Source organism: Tistrella mobilis (assembly GCF_039634785.1).
GTDB lineage: Bacteria > Pseudomonadota > Alphaproteobacteria > Tistrellales > Tistrellaceae > Tistrella > Tistrella mobilis.
Map to the genome: position 1 here is coordinate 22,404 of NZ_JBBIAB010000007.1, position 17,811 is coordinate 40,214.

Consider the following 17,811-nt stretch of genomic DNA (forward strand, 5'->3'; position numbering starts at 1 on the left):
ACGCCCCGGCCCGCATTTGCAGGCCGGGGCGTTCTGCGTTCAAGGGTACCGCCATCAGCGGGCGATGGCGAAGCGCCGCTCGATATAGTCCATCACCGACTGCACCGCCTCTTCGATCGACAGACGGCCGGTATCCACCACCAGTTCGGGCGCCGCCGGCGGCTCGTAAGGGGCATCGATGCCGGTGAAGTCGCGGATCTCGCCGCGCCGCGCCTTGGCATAGAGCCCCTTCGGGTCGCGGCCCTCGCAGACATCCAGATCGGCGCGGACATGGACCTCGTGGAAGCCCGCCCCGGCAGCGGCCCGGGCCCGCTCGCGATCGGCCCTGTAGGGCGAGATGAAGGCGGTCAGCACCAGGAAGCCGGCTTCGGCGAACAGGGCCGCGACCTCGCCCACCCGGCGGATGTTTTCGGTGCGGTCCTCGGGGCTGAAGCCCAGATTGGCGTTCAGGCCGTGGCGGACATTGTCGCCGTCGAGCACGAAGACCTGATAGCCCTTGGCGAAGAGCCGCTGTTCCAGCTCGATCGCCAGCGTCGACTTGCCGGCCCCCGACAGGCCGGTCAGCCAGAGCACCCCGCCGGTATGGCCGTTGCGCCGCGCCCGCGCCTCGGCGGTCACCCGATGCTCGACCGCGGTGATGTTGGTCGATTTGCGGGTGACGGCGCTGCGCTGGTCGGGATAGCCGTCCATCGAGATGATGCCGCCGCCGACGGTGTCGTAATCCTCGATCAGCACGAAGCGGCCGGTATTGGGCAGGTCGCGGAATTCATCCAGCGCCAGCAGGCCGCGCGACCGCAGCACCACTTCGGCGACCGCGTTGCGCTCCACCAGCTGCGGCCCATCCCCCTGATCCGCCCCGGCCAGGCTGCCGGCATCGATCACCTTCTCGATCCGGTCGACGGTCACCCGCACCTGGCGGGTGGCGAGCTTCATAAGGTAACCGGCGCCCACCGTCAGCGGGGTATGGCCCAGCCAGAACAGCCGCGCGCGGAACACGTCGGTCTCGACCGGCGGCATCTCGACATGGCTGATCACGTCGCCGCGTTCGATGAAGATCTGCTCGTCGAAGGTGATGCCGACGCTGCGGCCGGTCCCGGCCACCACCGGCGGCACGCCCTTGCCCCAATGCTCGATCGTCTGCACCCGCACGGTCTTGTTGGCGGGGGACACCATGATCGTGTCGCCGACCGCCAGCCGGCCGCTTTCGATCCGGCCGACGATGATCCGGCGCTCGTCGAATTTATAGACGTCCTGCACCGGCAGGCGCAGCGGCCGGTCGTCCAGCGCCGGGGCCGGCACGAAACCGTCCAGCGCCTCCAGCACGGTCGGCCCGCTGTACCAGGGCATGGTGCCGGCGGCACGCTCGACGATGTTGCCGCCCTCGCGCGCCGCCACCGGCACGAAATGGGTGGCCGTCACCCCGATCCCGGCCAGGTAGTCGGTATATTCGGCGACCACCGCGTCGTAACGGGCCTGGTCGTAGCCGACCAGATCCATCTTGTTGACGACCACCGCGATCTGGCGCAGGCCCAGCAGGTGCAGCAGATAGCCGTGGCGGCGCGACTGCTCGCGCACGCCCTCGGCCGCATCGATCACCAGCACCGCGGCCTCGGCCGCGGCGGCGCCGGTGATCATGTTCTTCAGGAATTCCTTGTGCCCCGGCGCATCGATGATGACGTAGTCGCGGCGCGCGGATTTGAACCAGATCTGGGCCGAATCGATGGTGATGCCCTGGTCGCGCTCGGCCTTGAGCGCATCCATGACGAAAGACCATTCGAAGGGCATGCCCCGGCGCTCGCTCATCGCGCGGATGGCATCGACCCGGCCTTCGGGTAGCGAGCCGCTGTCGTTGAGCAGGCGGCCGACCAGGGTCGACTTGCCATGGTCGACATGGCCGACGATCACGATGCGCATCAGCCGGCGCTCGACCTCGGCGCGCAGATCGTCGTCTTGTGCTAGGACGGGCTGGAGGGTATCGGCAGTCATGGGCTGGGCTCCGTCCCGATCACATATAGCCTTCGGCGCGCAGGCGCTCGAAGGCATCTTCGGATTCCTTGTCCTGGGCACGGCCGGCGCGCTCGGAGGTGCGGGTGGTCTCAAGCTCCGCCACGATCTCGGCCACGGTCGATGCCGTGCTGCGGATCGGCAGGGTGCAGGGCGCGCAGCCGAGCGAGCGGTAGCGCAGCCCTTCCTGATTGGCGAAATAGAGGTTCACAACCGGGATCTCCTCGCGCTGGATGTAGCGCCAGATGTCGACCTCGGTCCAGTGCAGCAGCGGGTGGATGCGCACCGAGGTGCCGGCCGGGAATTCGGTCTTGAACTGGTCCCAGAACTCCGGCGGCTGATCCTTGACGTTCCAGGCATTGTCCTGACCGCGCGGGCTGAACACACGCTCCTTCGCGCGCGTGCCCTCTTCGTCGCGGCGGATGCCGGCGATGACGCCGGTGAAGCCGTGGGTGTCGAGCAGCGACTTCAGCCCCTCGGTCTTCAGCGCCGAGCAGCAGACCACGCGGCCGCGGGTGTGGTTCATACCCGCATCCAGCGCCGCCCGGTTCTGGCCGACGATCAGGTTCAGCCCCCATTCCCGCGCCATCCGGTCGCGGAATTCGATCATCTCGGGGATCTTGTACGAGGTGTCGACGTGGAGCACGGGGAAAGGCACATGGCCGAAGAAGGCCTTGCGGGCCAGCCAGACCATGACATTGCTGTCCTTGCCGATCGACCACAGCATGGCGAGCTTGTCGATGCGGTTGAACGCCTCGCGCAGGATGTAGATGCTCTGCGCCTCAAGACGGTCGAGATGATCCATGGAATCCTTCGCTCCTCATGCCCAGGCTGGCGTCGGCGAACGAGGCTGGCGGACAGGCGGGCGGGGTTCGGGTGCGGGCGGTGGATGTGGTTTCCGGCCCCACAGAAATCATGTTCCCGACAGATTGTCCAGGCCCTAATCGGATATTGATTTATTTAACCAGTAATATTTGTGTTTTTGATGCCGGGGGCGGATGCTGCATCGCGGGCGCGGATGCTGTAGCTTTGGCGCGCTTTCCATGCGATGCGACCAGAGGGCCCGCCTGACATGAGCCGTTCTGCCATGAGCCACATCCGTTCGATCCTGCTCCTGCTGCCGGCCCTGCTGCTCGCCGCCTGCACGGACAAGGGGGAGCTGCCGGCCCCCTTCGACACGTTGGATGCGGTGTTCTTCCCGCAATCGGCACCATCTGCCGACGAGATCGATGTCGACAAGCTGCCGGTGGCGGCGATCCTGGTGGAATTCGGCCGCGGATCGGCCCGTGTGGCGCTGGCGGACACCCGCGACGGCACGCTGATCTGGCGCGCCCGCGACCGGGCCGAGATCCATACCCGCAACGGCATCCTGGTGCGTACGGTCGGCCTGCCCGACGATGTGCGGGTGATCCGCTTTGACGGCCTGCCGGCCGGCGCCCGCACGCCGGTGCCCGCCGCCGCCGGTGCCGGTACCTATGTCCGGATCTTCGACATGCCCGACCGGCGCCTTTACGGCGCACGGGCCGATTGCAGCCTGGCGGAGGTCGGCCAGGAGCCGGTGAAGGTGGGCAAGTACGAATTCGGCACCGTGGTCTATGACGAAAGCTGCACGGTCGAGGCACTCGGCTGGCAATACACCAACCGTTACTGGTACGAGCCCGACAGCAAGCGGATCTGGCGGAGCACCCAGCGCCTGTCCCGCGAGCTGGGCGACATGGAGATCACCCTGCTGCGGCCGGCGCGGATCCCGTAACACCGCACGGGCATCTCTAACACAACAAGAAAGGGCGGCCCCTTGCGGGACCGCCCTTTCCGTCGTCGCGCCGAGAGGCAATCAGCGGGTGCTGGTCGCCGTCGAGGTCGAGGTCGACGAGCCGCTGTCGTCGTCGTCCGAAGCAATCACGGCGATCGCCACGGCGGCGGCAGCGCCACCACCGATGGCCAGGCCGGTCAGCTCGTCGTCGAACAGGTAGCCCGCTTCGTCGTCGTTGTTGTTCGCCGGCGGCGGAGTCTGCGCCAGCGCGATGCCTGCCGAACCCGCCAGAGCGAGCGCGACCGCAAGAGCGCGGATCGAGGTCTTGATCATGATATGATCTCCGATATTCCCCATGGGGTAGGTGCTAGCGTTAACAGTTATACGGCACGCGCGTGCCGCCGGGCAACCCGATACCGTGTCGCAATACCCATGCTGCATTGCACAGGGGGCGCGAGTCCACCCCCGGGGCGGGGCCGCAGGTGTGAGTTTTCCGCGGCACGGGCCGATTGATTGCAGAGATGCAACAGGTTATGCAGAAACGCCGACCGGCGCAGGGCCGGTATGACAGAAGGCGCAGCAGTGCAGGAGAAATGCCATGATCGTCGTGACCGGCGGCGCCGGCTTCATCGGCTCCAACATTCTGGCCGGGCTTGAAGCCCGGGGCCATGACGACCTGGTGGTGGTCGATACCCTGGGCACCGACGAGAAGTGGCGCAACATCGCCAAGCGTGCGCTTGCCGATGTGGTGGCCCCTGAGCGGATCTTCGATTTCCTGAACGCACGGGCAGGCGAGATCGAGGCCGTGGTCCATATGGGCGCCATTTCCTCGACCGAAGAACGCGATGCCGACGTGATCGTCGCCAACAATATCCGCCTGACGCTCGATCTGGTCGACTGGTGCGCGCGCCATGGCGTGCGGCTGATCTATGCCTCATCGGCCGCCACCTATGGCGACGGCGCGCTCGGCTTCGACGACGACGGCGAGACGGGCGCACTGGCCGGCCTGCAGCCGCTGAACGCCTATGGCTGGTCGAAGCACATGGTCGACCGGCGGATCACCGCGCTCCGCGCACGGGGTGCCGCCCTGCCGCCGCAATGGGCCGGTCTCAAATTCTTCAACGTCTACGGCCCGAACGAATACCACAAGGGCGGCCAGCGCAGCGTCGCCCATCAGGTGTTCTGCCGGATCCGCGACGGCGGCCATGCCCGGCTGTTCCGCAGCCACCGTCCCGACTATCCCCATGGCGGGCAGCTGCGGGACTTCGTCTGGGTGGGCGACTGCGTGGCCGTGGTCGAATGGCTGCTGGAGACACCCGAAGCCAGCGGCCTGTTCAATGTCGGCTCGGGCAAGGCCCGCAGCTTCGCCGACCTTGCCCGCGCGGTCTATGCAGCGATGAACCTGACCCCCGAAATCGAGTTCGTCGACATGCCCGAGCATCTGCGCGAGAAGTATCAGTACTTCACCGAGGCGAAGATCGGCCGCCTGCGCGCCGCCGGCTTCACCCGGCCGGCGACCGAGCTTGAGGACGGCATCGCATCCTATGTCCGCGACTATCTGCTGAGCGCCGATCCCTATGTCTGACCGGGGGGCTCAGACGGCCGTGGTCGAGAACTCGGCCGGCGAGGTGATCTCGAGCATTTCGAGGTCGTCGGAGCCGGCCTCCAGTTCATGGGCGATGCCGGGCGGCTGATAGACGCAGTCGCCGGCGGCCAGCGTCACCTGGCCGGTGCCTTCGTACCAGAACCGCACCCAGCCCTTCAGCACGTAGACCATCTGGAAGTCCAGCCCGTGGGCATGGCGGCCGGTGCCGCCGGTGACGGCTTCCGAGGCCCGGATGACATGGGCGTGGAAGCGGCCCCGGGTGGCGGTGCCGATCGCAAGGTCGCGATAGGTGAAGAAGGCCCTGAGTCCGTCCCCCTCGAAATGCCCCTCGGCGGCGCGGGCGATGGTGACCCGCGGGCCCGCCTCCGATGCATCTGCCGGCGCATCTGCGGGTGTGGTCGTGGCGGTGGCGACGGTCATGACGGTTCTGTCCTCCCTGGCGGCCGCTTCGTCCGGCGGCATGTTCCCTTGTCCAGGATCATCGGCTGCCGGGGAGGCGGCGTCAAACGAGCGTTCGAGCGATGGCCGCGTCTTGTCACCTGCGGCCCCGCCCCCTATCGTGGCCGCAGCCGGCAGATGGCCGGCCGATCAGCCAGGACCGGGCTCATGGATCTCGACGCCGCCTTCGATGCCGACGCCTTCTTCGATGCAGAACTGGAGGAACATGCACAGGTTGCCGCCCGCACCCGCGCGGCCCTGAAGCAGCCCTTCATCCGCTGGGTAGAGATGGCGCTGGCCACGATCCGCGGCAGCGGCAAGATCATGTTCTTCGGCAATGGCGGCTCGGCCTCGGACGCACAGCATCTGGCGACCGAGCTGGCGGTGCGCTACCGCCGCGACCGGGCGCCGATCGCCGGCCTTGCGCTGACCACGGATACCTCGGCACTTACCGCCATCGGCAACGATATGGGCTTCGATCAGCTCTTCGCCCGCCAGATCCTGGCACTGGGCCGGCCGGGCGACATGGCGGTCGGCATCACCACTTCGGGCCGCAGCCCCAATGTGCTGATCGGGCTGGATGCCGCCCGCACTGCCGGCATCACCACCGTCGCCCTCACCGGCCGCGACGGCGGCGACACGCTGAGCCGCGCCGATCTGGCCCTGGTGGTGCCGAGCGAGACCACCGCCCGCATCCAGGAGATGCACATCATGCTGGGCCAGATGCTCTGCGGCGCGCTCGAAATCGGCCTCGGCCTGGTGACCGAAGAACCGCGCGCCTGACCGGCACTTTGCCCCACCTTTCAGACCGGACCCCGACCCGATGACGATCCGCCCCGCCCGTGCCGACTTCCTCGATCTCGACCGTGGCTTCGCTGCGGTCAATGTGGCGGTGATCGGCGATGTGATGCTCGACCGGTTCGTCTATGGCAAGGTGGAGCGGATCTCGCCCGAGGCGCCGATCCCGGTGCTGCGGGTCGACCGCCGCACCACCATGATCGGCGGCGCCGGCAATGCCGCCCGCAATGTCGCCTCGCTCGGTGCCACCGCCCGGCTGGTTGCGGTGGTCGGGCCCGATGCGGCCGCCGACGAGCTGCGCGGCCTGTTCGATGCCGAAGCCCGGATCAGCGGCGATCTGGCCGTCGATCCCGAGGGCGGCACCATCGTCAAGACCCGCTATGTGGCGCAAAGCCAGCAGTTGCTGCGCTCGGACGAAGACGGCACCGGCCGCCTGTCGCCGGCCGCCCGCGCCGGGCTTCTGGCGGCGGTCGACGCGGCGATTGCCGATGCCGGCATCGTGCTGCTGTCGGATTACGGCAAGGGCGTGCTGGCCCCCGACATCCTGACCGCGATCATGGCGCGCTGTGCCGCCGCCGGGCGGCCGGTCGTGGTCGACCCCAAGGCGCGGGATCTCAGCCGCTATCGGGGCGCCATGGTGCTGACCCCGAATGCGGTCGAACTCGCCGCCGCAGCGGGTGAACCGGTCGACCCGGCCGATGATCATGCCGTGACCCGTGCTGCCCTGGGGCTGGTGCGCGCCAACGGCTTTCCCTATCTGGTCGCCACCCGCGGCGCCCATGGCGTCAGCGTCGTGGGCGCCGACGGGTCGGCGGTGCATCTGCCGGCCCGGGCGCGCGAGGTGTTCGACGTCTCCGGCGCCGGCGATACGCTGGTGGCGGCCCTGGCCTGCGGCCTTGCGGCCGGCGGATCGATCGTCGATGCGGTCCAGTACGCCAATGCCGCCGCCGGCGTGGTGGTCGGCAAGCTCGGCACCGCCACGGTCACCCCCACCGAGGTGCGGGCCGCCGTGGCGGGCGATGCCGAGGCGAAATCGGTCGCAGCCGGCGGTGCCGCCCGCCATGCGCCGGTCTTCACCGATGCCGCCGCGGCAGCCCGGCTTACCGCCGCCTGGCAGGCCGAAGGCCTGAAGGTCGGCGTCACCAATGGCTGTTTCGACCTGCTGCATCGCGGCCATCTGGACGTCATCGCCCGGGCGCGGGCCGCCTGCGACCGGCTGGTGGTGGCGGTCAATGCCGATGTCTCGGTCCGGCGGCTGAAGGGCCCGACCCGGCCGATCCAGGACCAGGAGACCCGGGCCGCGGTGCTGGCGGCGCTGGCCGATGTCGATCTGGTGCTGATCTTCGCCGAAGAAACCCCGGCCGAGCTGATCAGGGCGATCGGCCCCGACCTGCTGGTCAAGGGCGGCGACTACACGCCCGAAACCGTGGTCGGCGCCGATGTGGTGACCGCCCGCGGCGGCCGGGTGATGATCGTGCCGATCCTGCCCGGCCATTCGACCACGGCCACCGTCGCCCGCATCGCCGCCGGCGGCGACTGACGCGTCAGCCGATCCCCATCAGCGCAAGCGTCGCCCCGGCCAGCGGATGGCCGTCTTCGCCCAGGGCCTCCACCGCGCTCATGTGATGGCGGCCGGGCAGATCGACGGTGGTGATGCGCGCGCCCGCAGCCGACCAGCGGCGGGCGAAATCCCGGCTCTGGCGATGGAATTCGGCGGATTCATCTCCGCCCACCGCCAGAACCAGCCGGGTATCCGGGCCCGGCACGGCAAAATGCGGGCTGGCGGCACGTGCCGTGGCGGGGGTCAGGCCCAGCCGGGCATTGATGGTGGTGCCGATCAGCGGCTCCAGGTCGAACACGCCGCTGATCGCGACGCCGCCGGCGATCGGGCTGCCCTCGATCTCGGGGGCATATGCCTGCCAGGGCGTGGCGGCCAGCTGGCCCACGATCTGGCCGCCAGCCGAATGGCCGGTCACCACGATCCGGCTGCGGTCGATGCCCAGCACCGGCGCCAGACGCCAGAGCAGCAGCACCGCCTCACGCGCTTCCGCGGTGATGCCGGCCACCGTGGTCGCCGGGCAGAGGGTGTAGTCCACCACCGCCACCGCCGCACCGCGCGCGACATAGGGCCGGGCCAGATGGGTGAAATCATCCCGCCCCATGGCCTGCCAGTAGCCGCCATGGAAGAACACCATCAGCGGCACCGGTCCGGCGCCGGTGCGTGACGGCGGCAGGATCAGGTCCAGCAGCTGATCCGCCCGCCGGCCATAGACCAGCCCGCGCCGCAACAGGCCCACCCGTTCGAAATCCTGCCGGGCCGCCGCGGCCTCCGCCGCCCAGCGGGCGAAAATCCGGGCATGATCGGGCACGGCGGCCCGGGCATTGTATTCGCGTTCGGCATCGATGGCGGGGCGGGGTTCAAAATCGGTCATGGCTGCGGGAACATTCCAGGCGGTTCAACGGTATCGATCTACGATAACGTCCCGCGCGGCCGCTGGCTGCGGCGAAGTGACAGGGGGGCACTTTCCGCGAGAACCCTTGCCCGTTCCGCCATCCGCGCCCATGTGACGCAGGGCCGCTTCATCAATGACGGAGCCTTCATGTTCGAGTGGATCGTGTCGACGGTATCGTCCGCCGGCTATATCGGTGTCTTTCTGCTGATGGCGGCGGAGAACATCTTCCCCCCGATCCCCTCGGAGCTGATCATGCCGCTGGCAGGTTTCGTGGCGGCGCGCGGCGAGCTGGACGTTCTGGGCGTGATCGCCGCCGGCACGGCGGGATCGGTGGCGGGCACCCTGCCCTGGTACTGGCTGGGCCGCGCCTTCGGCCTGGTCCGCATCCGCCGCCTGGCCGACCGCTGGGGCCGCTGGGCGACGGTATCGCCCGACGAGGTCGACAAGGCCAATGGCTGGTTCGAGCGTCATGGCGACAGCGCGGTGTTTTTCGGCCGGCTGATCCCCGCCATCCGCACCCTGATCTCGGTCCCGGCCGGCATCGCCCGCATGCCACTGCCCCGCTATCTGGCCTGGTCCACCGCCGGCTCCGCCATCTGGACCGCCCTGCTGGCCGGCGCAGGCTATGCACTGCAAAGCCAGTACGAACTGGTCGCCGCCTATATGGACCCGGCCTCGAAGGTCATCGTCGCGGCACTGGTGCTGGTCTATGTCTATCGCGTGGTGACACGCCGGGGATGACCAGCCGCGGGCGCCCCTGGCCACAGGCGCATGCCCGATCTATCCTGCCCCTCCACCAGAACAGGCGCGGGTCTGCCGCAGGGCGTCCACGCAGCCGCATGAGGAGGATGCCCGGATGGATGGGATCGAGGGGCGCTTCGTCGCCAACGGACCGGTCAGGCTGCATGTGATCGAGGCGGGCCAGGGCGAGCCGGTGATCTTCGTGCATGAATTCGCCGGGGACCGGCGGAGCTGGGAGCCCCAGATGCGGCGCTTCGCCCGCAGCCACCGCGTCATCGCCTATGACGCCCGCGGCTATCCGCCCTCGGACGTGCCCGAAGAGCCCGACGCCTATGGCCAGGAGATGGCCGTCGACGACATCCGGGCGGTGATGGATGGCCTCAGCATCGATCGGGCCCATCTGGTGGGATGCAGCATGGGCGGGTTCGCGGTGCTGCATTTCGGCCTGACCCATCCCGCGCGCGCCCTGTCGATCACCGCGATCGGGGCGGGCTATGGCGCCGAACCCGAGCTGCGCGAAAGCTTTGCCGCCAATTGCGAGGCCACGGCCGACCGGATTCTGGCCGACGGGCTGGAAGCCGCGGGGCGAAGCTACATGAATTCCCCCGGCCGCCGGCCCTTTGCGACCAAGGATCCGCGCGGCGCGGACGAAGCCTTCCGGGTGTTCCTGGACCATTCGCCGCTGGGCGCGGCACTGACGCTGCGCCGCTACCAGGCCCGCCGGCCGTCGCTTTTCGCCCTGGAAGACCGGTTCCGGACCATGACGGTGCCGGTGCTGCTGATCGTGGGCGATACCGACACCCCGGCGATCCGCGCCAATCTGTTCCTGAAGGAAACCCTGCCCTCGGCCGGGCTGACCGTGCTGCCGATGACCGGCCATGCCGCCAATCTGGAAGAGCCGGAGCTGGTCAACCGCCTGCTCGCCGATTTCTTCGCCGCCACCGGACATGGCCGATGGCCGGTCCGCGATGCGGAACAGGCGGCGGATGACGGCGATGTGCTCGGCATGGGCGGCGGCCGCTGAACCGCCGGGGCCGGCCCGGGACATTTCGTCCTTCCAATTAGAGACCATTTGGTCAAAATTCGAGCGATCCGGCACAGCCGCTGCCCATGCCGCAGGCAGTTACCGCCGGTCATGCCCCGGGCCGCCGGATTCCCACGCGGCGGCCTGCGGTTTTGGCGGTACTGGCCCGGTCCTTGCGTTATCATGCAAGTTCCGCGACACCCTTCGGAGATCGCTCGTCCATGTTGCTCGCAAAGCTCAAGGCCGCGGCCGTTGCCGCTTCGGTCGCCCTGGCGGCCCTGACCGCCGCCGAGGCATCGGCCGCCGACAAGATCAAGGTCGCCAGCGTCTACACCGTGCCGATCGAGCAGCAGTGGGTGAGCCGCATCCACATCGCCCTCGATGCCGCGGCCAAGCGCGGCGACATCGACTATGAATGGTCGGAGTCGGTCTCGAATGCCGACTATGAGCGCGTGATGCGTGAATATGCCGAAAAGGGCGTCGACATGGTGGTCGGCGAGGCCTTCGCCGTGGAACAGGCCGCCCGCCGTGTTGCCCGCGACTATCCCGAGACCGCCTTCCTGATGGGCTCGTCCTTCAAGCCGCAGGCGCCGAACTTCTCGGTCTTCGACAACTACATCCAGGAGCCGGCCTATCTGACCGGCATGATCGCGGGCGGCATGACCAAGTCGAACGTGATCGGCGTGGTCGGCGGCTTCCCGATCCCCGAGGTCAACCGGCTGATGAACGCCTTCATGGCCGGCGCGCTGGAGGTCAATCCGGACGTCAAGTTCATGGTCAGCTTCATCGGCTCGTGGTTCGATCCGCCGAAGGCCAAGGAAGCCGCCTTCGCGATGATCGAGCGCAAGGCCGACGTGCTCTATGCCGAACGCTTCGGCGTGTCGGACGCCGCCAAGGAGCGCGGCGTGCTGGCGATCGGCAACGTGATCGACACCCAGGCCCAGTATCCCGACACCGTCGTCGCCTCGGCGCTCTGGCACATGGAACCCACCATCGACGCGGCGATCGCGGCGGTGAAGGCCAAGAGCTTCAAGGCCGAGGATTACGGCCACTATTCGAACATGAAGCCGGGCGGCGCCTCGCTTGCCCCCTATGGCACCTTCGAGGACAAGATCCCGGCGGAGCTGAAGGCGAAGGTCGAGGCGAAGAAGGCGGCGATCCTGGACGGCAGCTTCACCATCGAGGTGAACGACGCCGAGCCGAAGCCCACGATGTGAGCCGCGACGCCCAGGCATGAACCACCTTGAGAGGGGCGGGCGACCGCCCCTCTCGCCATCCGGGATCCAGCGGCGGCGGCCAGACTCGCCGCGGGCCAGAAACGCGAAGGGCCTTATGACCAGACCTGCCGAACCGCCTCTGACGGCGCCGCCCGGGGCGGAGCGGGCGCCGGAAACCGTGCTCCGGCTCTCGGGCATCACCAAGCGGTTCGGCGCGCTGACCGCCAATGACGCGATCGACCTGGATCTGCGCCGCGGCGAGATTCTGGCCCTGCTGGGCGAGAACGGCGCCGGCAAGACCACGCTGATGAGCATCCTGTTCGGCCATTACGTGGCCGACGAGGGCCGGATCGAGGTCTTCGGCCACCCCCTGCCCGCAGGCTCGCCCAAGGCTGCGATCGCGGCCGGGCTTGGCATGGTCCACCAGCATTTCACCCTGGCCGAAAACCTGTCGGTGCTCGACAACGTCACCATCGGCACCGAACCGCTGTGGAAGCCCGGGCGCGACCGCGCCGGTGCCCGTCGCCGGATCGCCGGGCTTGGGCAGCGCTTCGGCCTGACCGTCGATCCCGATGCCCGGGTGGGTGCGCTGTCGGTGGGCGAGCGGCAGAAGGTCGAGATCCTGAAGGCGCTCTATCGCGATGCCCGGATCCTGATCCTGGACGAGCCCACCGCCGTGTTGACCCCGCAGGAAAGCGAGCGCCTGTTCGTCACGCTGCGCGCCATGGTCGCCGAGGGGCTCTCGATCATCTTCATCAGCCATAAACTGCCCGAGGTGATGGCGGTCAGCGACCGGGTCGCGGTGCTGCGCGCCGGCCGGATGATCGATCAGCGCCCGGCCGCCGGCCTCGACCGGGCCACACTGGCCGAGCTGATGGTCGGCCGCAAGGTCGCAGGCCCCCGCCATACCGCGGCAACCCCGGGCGCCCCGGCCCTGGTCTTCGACCGGGTCTCCGCCACCGGCGCCGGCGGCAAGCCGAAACTGCACGAGGTGTCGCTGACCGTGCATGCGGGCGAGATCGTCGGCATCGCCGGCGTCTCGGGCAACGGCCAGTCGCTGCTGGCCGATCTGGCGGCCGGCACGGCCCGCGTCGAGGCCGGCCGGCTGACCATCCTGGACCACGAAACCCGCCGACCCGATCCGGCGGCGATGGTCCGGCTGGGCGTCGGCCGGATCCCGGAAGACCGCCATGCCGAGGGGCTGGTCGGCGACATGAATGTCTGGGAAAACGTGATCGCCGAGCGGCGCAACCGCCCGGCCTTCTCGCGCTGGGGCTTTCTGCGCCGCAGCAAAGCCCGCGCCCATGCCGCCGATCTGGTGCGCGATTTCGAGGTGCGCTGCCCCTCGGTCGATGCGACGGTGCGCCAGCTGTCGGGCGGCAACATGCAGAAGCTGATCCTGGGCCGGGCGCTTGCCCTGCATCCGGGGCTGATCCTGGCCAACCAGCCGACCCGCGGCCTGGATATCGGCGCGGTCGCCTATGTCCATCAGCGTCTGCTCGAAGCCCGCGACGGCGGCGCCGCGATCCTGCTGATTTCCGAGGATCTGGACGAGATCCTGGCCCTTTCGGACCGGGTGGCGGTGATCCATGCCGGCCATCTGACCCCCGCCCGCCCCAGGGCAGAGGTCACCGTCTCGGGCCTTGGCCTGCTGATGGCCGGCGCCGGTGATCCCGATGCCGGCACGTCCCACCCGACCACGCCAGAGGCCGCCCATGCGTCTTGAACGCCGCGCCGAAACCCCGGCCGTTCTGTCGGTGGCGGTGCCGGTTCTGGCACTGCTCGCCGCCTTCGTCATCGGCGCCCTGCTGATCGTGATCTCGGGCGCCTCGGTGCCCGCCGCCTATGCGGCGATGGTCGAAGGCGCCTTCGGCAGCCGGTTCGCGCTGACCGAAACCCTGACCCGCGCCGCGCCGCTGATGCTGACCGGGCTTGCCGCCGCGGTCGCCTTCCGCGCCCGGCTGTGGAATATCGGCGCCGAGGGCCAGCTCTATGGCGGCGCGCTGGCGGCCGTCTGGATCGGCACGGCGCCGCTCGGCATTCCCGACGCCCTGCTGCTGCCGGCGGTGATCGTGGCCGGCGCCGTCGCAGGCGGCCTGCTGCTGCTGGGCCCCGCGGTGCTCAAGACCCGTTTCGGCGTCGACGAGGTGGTGACGACCCTGCTGCTCAACTTCATCGTGCTGCTCTTCGTCTCGATGATGATCGAAGGGCCGATGAAGGATCCGATGGCCATGGGCTGGCCGCAGAGCGAGACCCTGCCGATGGCGGCGGAACTGCCCCGGCTGATCCCGCGCACCCGCCTGCATGCCGGGCTGATCATGGCGCTGGTCGCGGCCGGGCTGATCTATGTGATGATGACCCGCACCGTGCTGGGCTTCGAGATGCGGGCAGTGGGCGCCAGCCCGCGGGCGGCGCGCTTCGCCGGCATGGGGGTCGGCCGGGTGATGCTGCTGGTGGCGCTGATCTCGGGTGGTCTCGCCGGTCTCGCCGGCGTGAGCGAGGTGGCCGGCCGCACCGGCTATCTCACCCTCGACATGTCGCCGGGCTATGGCACCGGCGGCGTGGTGGTCGCCATGCTTGCCCAGCTGCACCCGCTGGGCGTGGTGCTGGGGGCGCTGATGGTGGCCAGCATCTTCGTGGGCGCCGATGCGATGAGCCGCGCGGTGGGGGTGCCCACCTATATCGCCGATGTGCTGGTCGCCGTGTCGCTGCTCTGCATGCTGACCGCCATGCTCTTCGCCCGCTATCGCCTGCGTCGCGGCTGATCCGGAGGTCCCGATCCCATGGAATTCATCGACCTTCTGATCTCGGCCGGTCTCTGGGCCACGGTGCTGCGCATCGCGACACCGCTGATCTTCGGCACGCTGGGAGAGTTGATCTGCGAGCGGGCCGGCGTGCTCAATCTGGGCATCGAAGGCATCATGACCATGGGCGCCATGGTCGGCTGGATGGCGGTTTTCCAGGGTGCCGATCTCTGGACCGGCCTCGCGGTCGCGGCTGCGGCCGGCCTGCTGGTCGGCCTGCTTCATGGCCTGCTGACCGTGCCGCTCGGCCTGTCGCAGCATGTCACCGGCCTTGGCATCACCATGCTTGCGACCAGCCTGTCCTATTTCGCCTATCGCCTGCTGCTGCCCGAGACCACCACCCCGCCCTCGATCACCCCCTTCGCGCCGCTGGGCGAGGGCTGGTGGCAGGCGGTGCCCTGGCTGGGCGAGGTGATCGGCCAGCAGACCGCGCCCACCCTGCTGGCCCTGGCCCTGGTCGGGCTGGTCGCCTGGGTGCTCTATCGCACCCCCGCCGGCCTTGCGGTGCGGATGGTGGGCGAGAACCCGGCCGCAGCCGATGCCCAGGGCATTTCGGTGACCGGCGTGCGGCTGGCGGCGGTGATGGTGGGCTCGGCGCTGATGGCGATGGGCGGCGCCTTCCTGACGCTGTCCGCCTTCAACGCCTTCTTCTTCAACATGATGGGCGGACGCGGCTGGATCTGCATCGCGCTGGTGGTCTTCGCCTCGTGGCGGCCGGGCAAGGCCCTGCTCGGCGCGCTGCTCTTCGCCTTTTTCGATGCCGTGCAGACCCGCCTGCAGCAGATGACCGGCGGCGCCCTGCCCTATCAGCTGTTCCTGATGCTGCCCTATCTGCTCAGCATCCTGGCGCTGGTGGTGATGTCGCGCCGCGCCGCCTATCCCCAGGCACTGATGGTGCCCTTCCGCAAGGGAGAACGTTGAGCCATGTCCCTCGACCTGCTGATCCTGAATGCCCGCCTGCCCGAGGGCGGCACGCCCGTCGACATCGCGGTCCGGGACGGGCGGATCGTCGAGGTGGCGCCCGGCATCGCCGCCCGCGGCACCCCGGCTGCTGAAACCATCGACGCTGCCGGCAACCTGGTCTCGCCGCCCTTCGTCGATGCCCATTTCCACATGGATTCGACCCTCTCCTACGGCATGCCGCGGATCAACCGCTCGGGCACGCTGCTTGAGGGCATCGCCCTCTGGAACGAGCTGAAGCCCGAACTGACCCACGAAGCTCTGGTGGAGCGGGCGCTCCTCTATTGCGACTGGGCGGTCGCCCGCGGCCTGCTCGCCATCCGCAGCCATGTCGATGTCTGCGATCCGCGCCTGCTGGCGGTCGATGCGCTGCTGGAGGTGAAGGCGAAGGTCGCCCCCTATATCGACCTGCAGCTGGTCGCCTTCCCCCAGGACGGGCTCTATCGCCGGCCGGGGTCGGAAGACCTGCTGATCGAGGCGCTGAACCGGGGTGTGGACGTGGTCGGCGGCATCCCGCATTTCGAGCGCACCATGGCCGATGGTGCGGCAAGCGTCCGCCGGCTGTGCGAGATCGCGGCCGAGCGCGGCCTCAGGGTCGACATGCATTGCGACGAAAGCGACGACCCGCTCTCGCGCCATGTCGAAACGCTCGCCTATGAAACCCAGCGGCTGGGGCTGCACGGCCGGGTGACCGGCTCGCACCTCACCTCCATGCATTCCATGGACAATTACTACGTCTCGAAGCTGATCGCGCTGATGGCCGAGGCGGATCTGGGGGCGATCGCCAACCCGCTGATCAACATCACCCTCCAGGGCCGCCACGATACCTATCCCAAGCGCCGGGGCATGACCCGGGTGCCGGAATTGATGGCGGCTGGGCTGACCGTCGCCTTCGGCCAGGACTGCGCCATGGACCCCTGGTATCCGCTGGGCTCGGGCGACATGCTCAACGTCGCCGCCATGGGGCTGCATGTCGCCCAGATGACCGGGCTCGACCAGATGCGGAGCTGCTTCGACGCCGTCACCACCAACCCGGCCCGGCTGCTGGGTCTGGAGGGTTATGGCCTGGCCGCCGGCTGCCGCGCCGACATGGTGATCCTGGATGCGGGAGACCCGGTGGAGGCGCTGCGCCTCAGCGCCACCCGCCTCTCTGTGATCCGGGCCGGCCGCGTCATCGCCCGCACGGCCCCCGCCGAAACCACGCTGATGCTGGGCGACGAGACCCGGACCACGCGGTGCCGGCTGGGGCGGGGCTGATACGCAACCGCTTGCAGGCCCGCGCCCCGGTTCCCATACTCATGGAACCCGCCTCCGGGAGTACCGTGGATGGTCCGGATCAGTACACGCGAATTCATGAACCAGCCGGAAAATGCCCGACGCCAGGCGCGCGAGGCTCCCGTCGAGATCATCGAAGAGGGGCGTCGGGCGTTCATCCTGATGTCGGCTGAACATTACGACTGGCTGAAGACCGCTTCGCGCCGCGCACATCGCACGGCCGAGGCTCCGGAGTTTGTCATTGAGGCGGTCGAACGGGCTGAGATGGACCCGGATCTGGCTCATCTTGACGATCTGCTGAAATAGCCAGCATATGGCCTTGCCTTTGCCCAAACCCGGACTGGTCGTGCGCTACGACTACCTCTGGAGCAGAGAAGCCGAGGCAGGCCGCCAGGCGGGAAAGGACCGCCCGGCCTGTATTGTCGCGACCGTAGAGCAGGATGGCCCCGCCCCCTGGGTTCTGCTTCTGCCCATTACACACAGCCCACCTCTCGACGACACGATCGCGATCGAGATCCCGGCAAAGGTTAAACAGTCTATCGGGCTGGACGACCTGCCGAGCTGGGTCGTGATCTCCGAGTACAATATCGATACCTGGCCAGCGGGGCTGTCGGCCCTTCCAGGGCACCCCGGCACCTTTGCTTACGGCTTCCTGCCCCCCGGCCTCTTTCAGATCATCCAACGCCGGTTCGTGGAGCATGCCCGCAGCCGACGCAGCCATATCGTGAAGCGCTGACC

At 68.7% G+C, this 17,811-nt stretch carries 18 protein-coding genes; 13 read left to right on the top strand and 5 right to left on the bottom strand.

Translation table 11 applies throughout. The features are described from left to right. Positions 1-54: 54 nt before the first annotated feature. Positions 55-1,914, bottom strand: coding sequence for an adenylyl-sulfate kinase (cysC, locus tag WI697_RS11675; protein WP_062769498.1), 1,860 nt, complete (start codon positions 1,912-1,914; stop codon positions 55-57). A gap of 91 nt (positions 1,915-2,005) precedes the next feature. Beyond that, positions 2,006-2,809 carry a sulfate adenylyltransferase subunit CysD gene (cysD, locus tag WI697_RS11680; protein ID WP_062769381.1) on the bottom strand — a complete coding sequence of 268 codons (804 nt, stop codon included), beginning with the start codon at positions 2,807-2,809 and terminating at the stop codon, positions 2,006-2,008. A gap of 282 nt (positions 2,810-3,091) precedes the next feature. On the opposite strand from cysD, the gene WI697_RS11685 reads away from it, so the two are divergent. Beyond that, positions 3,092-3,757 carry a YjbF family lipoprotein gene (locus WI697_RS11685; protein WP_345958582.1) on the top strand — a complete coding sequence of 222 codons (666 nt, stop codon included), beginning with the start codon at positions 3,092-3,094 and terminating at the stop codon, positions 3,755-3,757. A gap of 81 nt (positions 3,758-3,838) precedes the next feature. On the opposite strand, the gene WI697_RS11690 is transcribed toward WI697_RS11685, so the two are convergent. After that, positions 3,839-4,090 carry a hypothetical protein gene (locus tag WI697_RS11690; RefSeq protein WP_345958583.1) on the bottom strand — a complete coding sequence of 84 codons (252 nt, stop codon included), beginning with the start codon at positions 4,088-4,090 and terminating at the stop codon, positions 3,839-3,841. Positions 4,091-4,355: 265 nt separating this feature from the next. Here WI697_RS11690 and rfaD point away from each other — a divergent pair, with 265 nt between their 5' ends. Then, positions 4,356-5,342, top strand: a complete 987-nt coding sequence (gene rfaD, locus WI697_RS11695; RefSeq protein ID WP_062769373.1) for an ADP-glyceromanno-heptose 6-epimerase — start codon at positions 4,356-4,358, stop codon at positions 5,340-5,342. Between the two features lie 9 nt (positions 5,343-5,351). Here rfaD and WI697_RS11700 read toward each other — a convergent pair whose 3' ends face one another. After that, on the bottom strand, positions 5,352-5,783 hold the full coding sequence (locus WI697_RS11700; protein ID WP_296708064.1) for a cupin domain-containing protein: 432 nt from the start codon (positions 5,781-5,783) through the stop codon (positions 5,352-5,354). Positions 5,784-5,969: 186 nt separating this feature from the next. Between WI697_RS11700 and WI697_RS11705 the strand changes: the two genes are divergently transcribed. Both WI697_RS11705 and rfaE1 read left to right on the top strand, forming a co-directional pair. Further along, positions 5,970-6,584, top strand: coding sequence for an SIS domain-containing protein (locus WI697_RS11705; RefSeq protein ID WP_345958584.1), 615 nt, complete (start codon positions 5,970-5,972; stop codon positions 6,582-6,584). 40 nt (positions 6,585-6,624) lie between these two features. Further along, entirely contained in the window at positions 6,625-8,139 is a 1,515-nt protein-coding gene (rfaE1, locus tag WI697_RS11710) for a D-glycero-beta-D-manno-heptose-7-phosphate kinase (RefSeq protein WP_345958585.1), read from the top strand. Positions 8,140-8,143: 4 nt separating this feature from the next. Here the strand turns inward: rfaE1 and WI697_RS11715 are convergent, their stop codons facing one another. Then, positions 8,144-9,031, bottom strand: a complete 888-nt coding sequence (locus WI697_RS11715; RefSeq protein ID WP_345958586.1) for an alpha/beta hydrolase — start codon at positions 9,029-9,031, stop codon at positions 8,144-8,146. Positions 9,032-9,199: 168 nt separating this feature from the next. Here WI697_RS11715 and WI697_RS11720 point away from each other — a divergent pair, with 168 nt between their 5' ends. From WI697_RS11720 to WI697_RS11760, 9 genes are all read left to right on the top strand, one after another. Next, entirely contained in the window at positions 9,200-9,793 is a 594-nt protein-coding gene (locus WI697_RS11720; RefSeq protein WP_345958587.1) for a DedA family protein, read from the top strand. Between the two features lie 115 nt (positions 9,794-9,908). Beyond that, on the top strand, positions 9,909-10,817 hold the full coding sequence (locus WI697_RS11725) for an alpha/beta fold hydrolase (RefSeq protein WP_345958588.1): 909 nt from the start codon (positions 9,909-9,911) through the stop codon (positions 10,815-10,817). A 221-nt stretch (positions 10,818-11,038) separates the two neighbouring features. Next, complete coding sequence (locus WI697_RS11730) at positions 11,039-12,034, top strand: BMP family protein (RefSeq protein ID WP_345958589.1); 996 nt, start codon at positions 11,039-11,041, stop codon at positions 12,032-12,034. A gap of 115 nt (positions 12,035-12,149) precedes the next feature. Continuing rightward, entirely contained in the window at positions 12,150-13,760 is a 1,611-nt protein-coding gene (locus tag WI697_RS11735) for an ABC transporter ATP-binding protein (protein WP_345958590.1), read from the top strand. Continuing rightward, positions 13,750-14,799, top strand: coding sequence for an ABC transporter permease (locus tag WI697_RS11740; protein ID WP_345958591.1), 1,050 nt, complete (start codon positions 13,750-13,752; stop codon positions 14,797-14,799). Before WI697_RS11735 ends, WI697_RS11740 begins: the two co-directional genes overlap by 11 nt. An 18-nt stretch (positions 14,800-14,817) precedes the next feature. Further along, complete coding sequence (locus WI697_RS11745; protein WP_062769349.1) at positions 14,818-15,759, top strand: ABC transporter permease; 942 nt, start codon at positions 14,818-14,820, stop codon at positions 15,757-15,759. Between the two features lie 3 nt (positions 15,760-15,762). Then, complete coding sequence (locus WI697_RS11750; protein ID WP_345958592.1) at positions 15,763-17,055, top strand: amidohydrolase family protein; 1,293 nt, start codon at positions 15,763-15,765, stop codon at positions 17,053-17,055. 69 nt (positions 17,056-17,124) lie between these two features. After that, positions 17,125-17,379: a type II toxin-antitoxin system prevent-host-death family antitoxin gene (locus tag WI697_RS11755; protein ID WP_345958593.1), complete on the top strand. Its 255-nt coding sequence runs from the start codon at positions 17,125-17,127 to the stop codon at positions 17,377-17,379. 7 nt (positions 17,380-17,386) lie between these two features. Continuing rightward, positions 17,387-17,809 carry a hypothetical protein gene (locus WI697_RS11760; protein ID WP_345958594.1) on the top strand — a complete coding sequence of 141 codons (423 nt, stop codon included), beginning with the start codon at positions 17,387-17,389 and terminating at the stop codon, positions 17,807-17,809. Positions 17,810-17,811 lie beyond the last annotated feature (2 nt).

Bases quoted from the DNA above. Each gene is read 5' to 3' on its own strand.
- rfaD (WP_062769373.1), top strand. From the start codon at position 4,356: ATGATCGTCGTGACCGGCGGCGCCGGCTTCATCGGCTCCAACATTCTG.
- cysD (WP_062769381.1), bottom strand. From the start codon at position 2,809: ATGGATCATCTCGACCGTCTTGAGGCGCAGAGCATCTACATCCTGCGC.
- WI697_RS11715 (WP_345958586.1), bottom strand. From the start codon at position 9,031: ATGACCGATTTTGAACCCCGCCCCGCCATCGATGCCGAACGCGAATAC.
- WI697_RS11725 (WP_345958588.1), top strand. From the start codon at position 9,909: ATGGATGGGATCGAGGGGCGCTTCGTCGCCAACGGACCGGTCAGGCTG.
- rfaE1 (WP_345958585.1), top strand. From the start codon at position 6,625: ATGACGATCCGCCCCGCCCGTGCCGACTTCCTCGATCTCGACCGTGGC.
- WI697_RS11755 (WP_345958593.1), top strand. From the start codon at position 17,125: ATGGTCCGGATCAGTACACGCGAATTCATGAACCAGCCGGAAAATGCC.
- WI697_RS11745 (WP_062769349.1), top strand. From the start codon at position 14,818: ATGGAATTCATCGACCTTCTGATCTCGGCCGGTCTCTGGGCCACGGTG.
- WI697_RS11700 (WP_296708064.1), bottom strand. From the start codon at position 5,783: ATGACCGTCGCCACCGCCACGACCACACCCGCAGATGCGCCGGCAGAT.
- cysC (WP_062769498.1), bottom strand. From the start codon at position 1,914: ATGCGCATCGTGATCGTCGGCCATGTCGACCATGGCAAGTCGACCCTG.
- WI697_RS11690 (WP_345958583.1), bottom strand. From the start codon at position 4,090: ATGATCAAGACCTCGATCCGCGCTCTTGCGGTCGCGCTCGCTCTGGCG.
- WI697_RS11705 (WP_345958584.1), top strand. From the start codon at position 5,970: ATGGATCTCGACGCCGCCTTCGATGCCGACGCCTTCTTCGATGCAGAA.
- WI697_RS11740 (WP_345958591.1), top strand. From the start codon at position 13,750: ATGCGTCTTGAACGCCGCGCCGAAACCCCGGCCGTTCTGTCGGTGGCG.
- WI697_RS11735 (WP_345958590.1), top strand. From the start codon at position 12,150: ATGACCAGACCTGCCGAACCGCCTCTGACGGCGCCGCCCGGGGCGGAG.
- WI697_RS11750 (WP_345958592.1), top strand. From the start codon at position 15,763: ATGTCCCTCGACCTGCTGATCCTGAATGCCCGCCTGCCCGAGGGCGGC.
- WI697_RS11760 (WP_345958594.1), top strand. From the start codon at position 17,387: ATGGCCTTGCCTTTGCCCAAACCCGGACTGGTCGTGCGCTACGACTAC.
- WI697_RS11720 (WP_345958587.1), top strand. From the start codon at position 9,200: ATGTTCGAGTGGATCGTGTCGACGGTATCGTCCGCCGGCTATATCGGT.
- WI697_RS11685 (WP_345958582.1), top strand. From the start codon at position 3,092: ATGAGCCACATCCGTTCGATCCTGCTCCTGCTGCCGGCCCTGCTGCTC.
- WI697_RS11730 (WP_345958589.1), top strand. From the start codon at position 11,039: ATGTTGCTCGCAAAGCTCAAGGCCGCGGCCGTTGCCGCTTCGGTCGCC.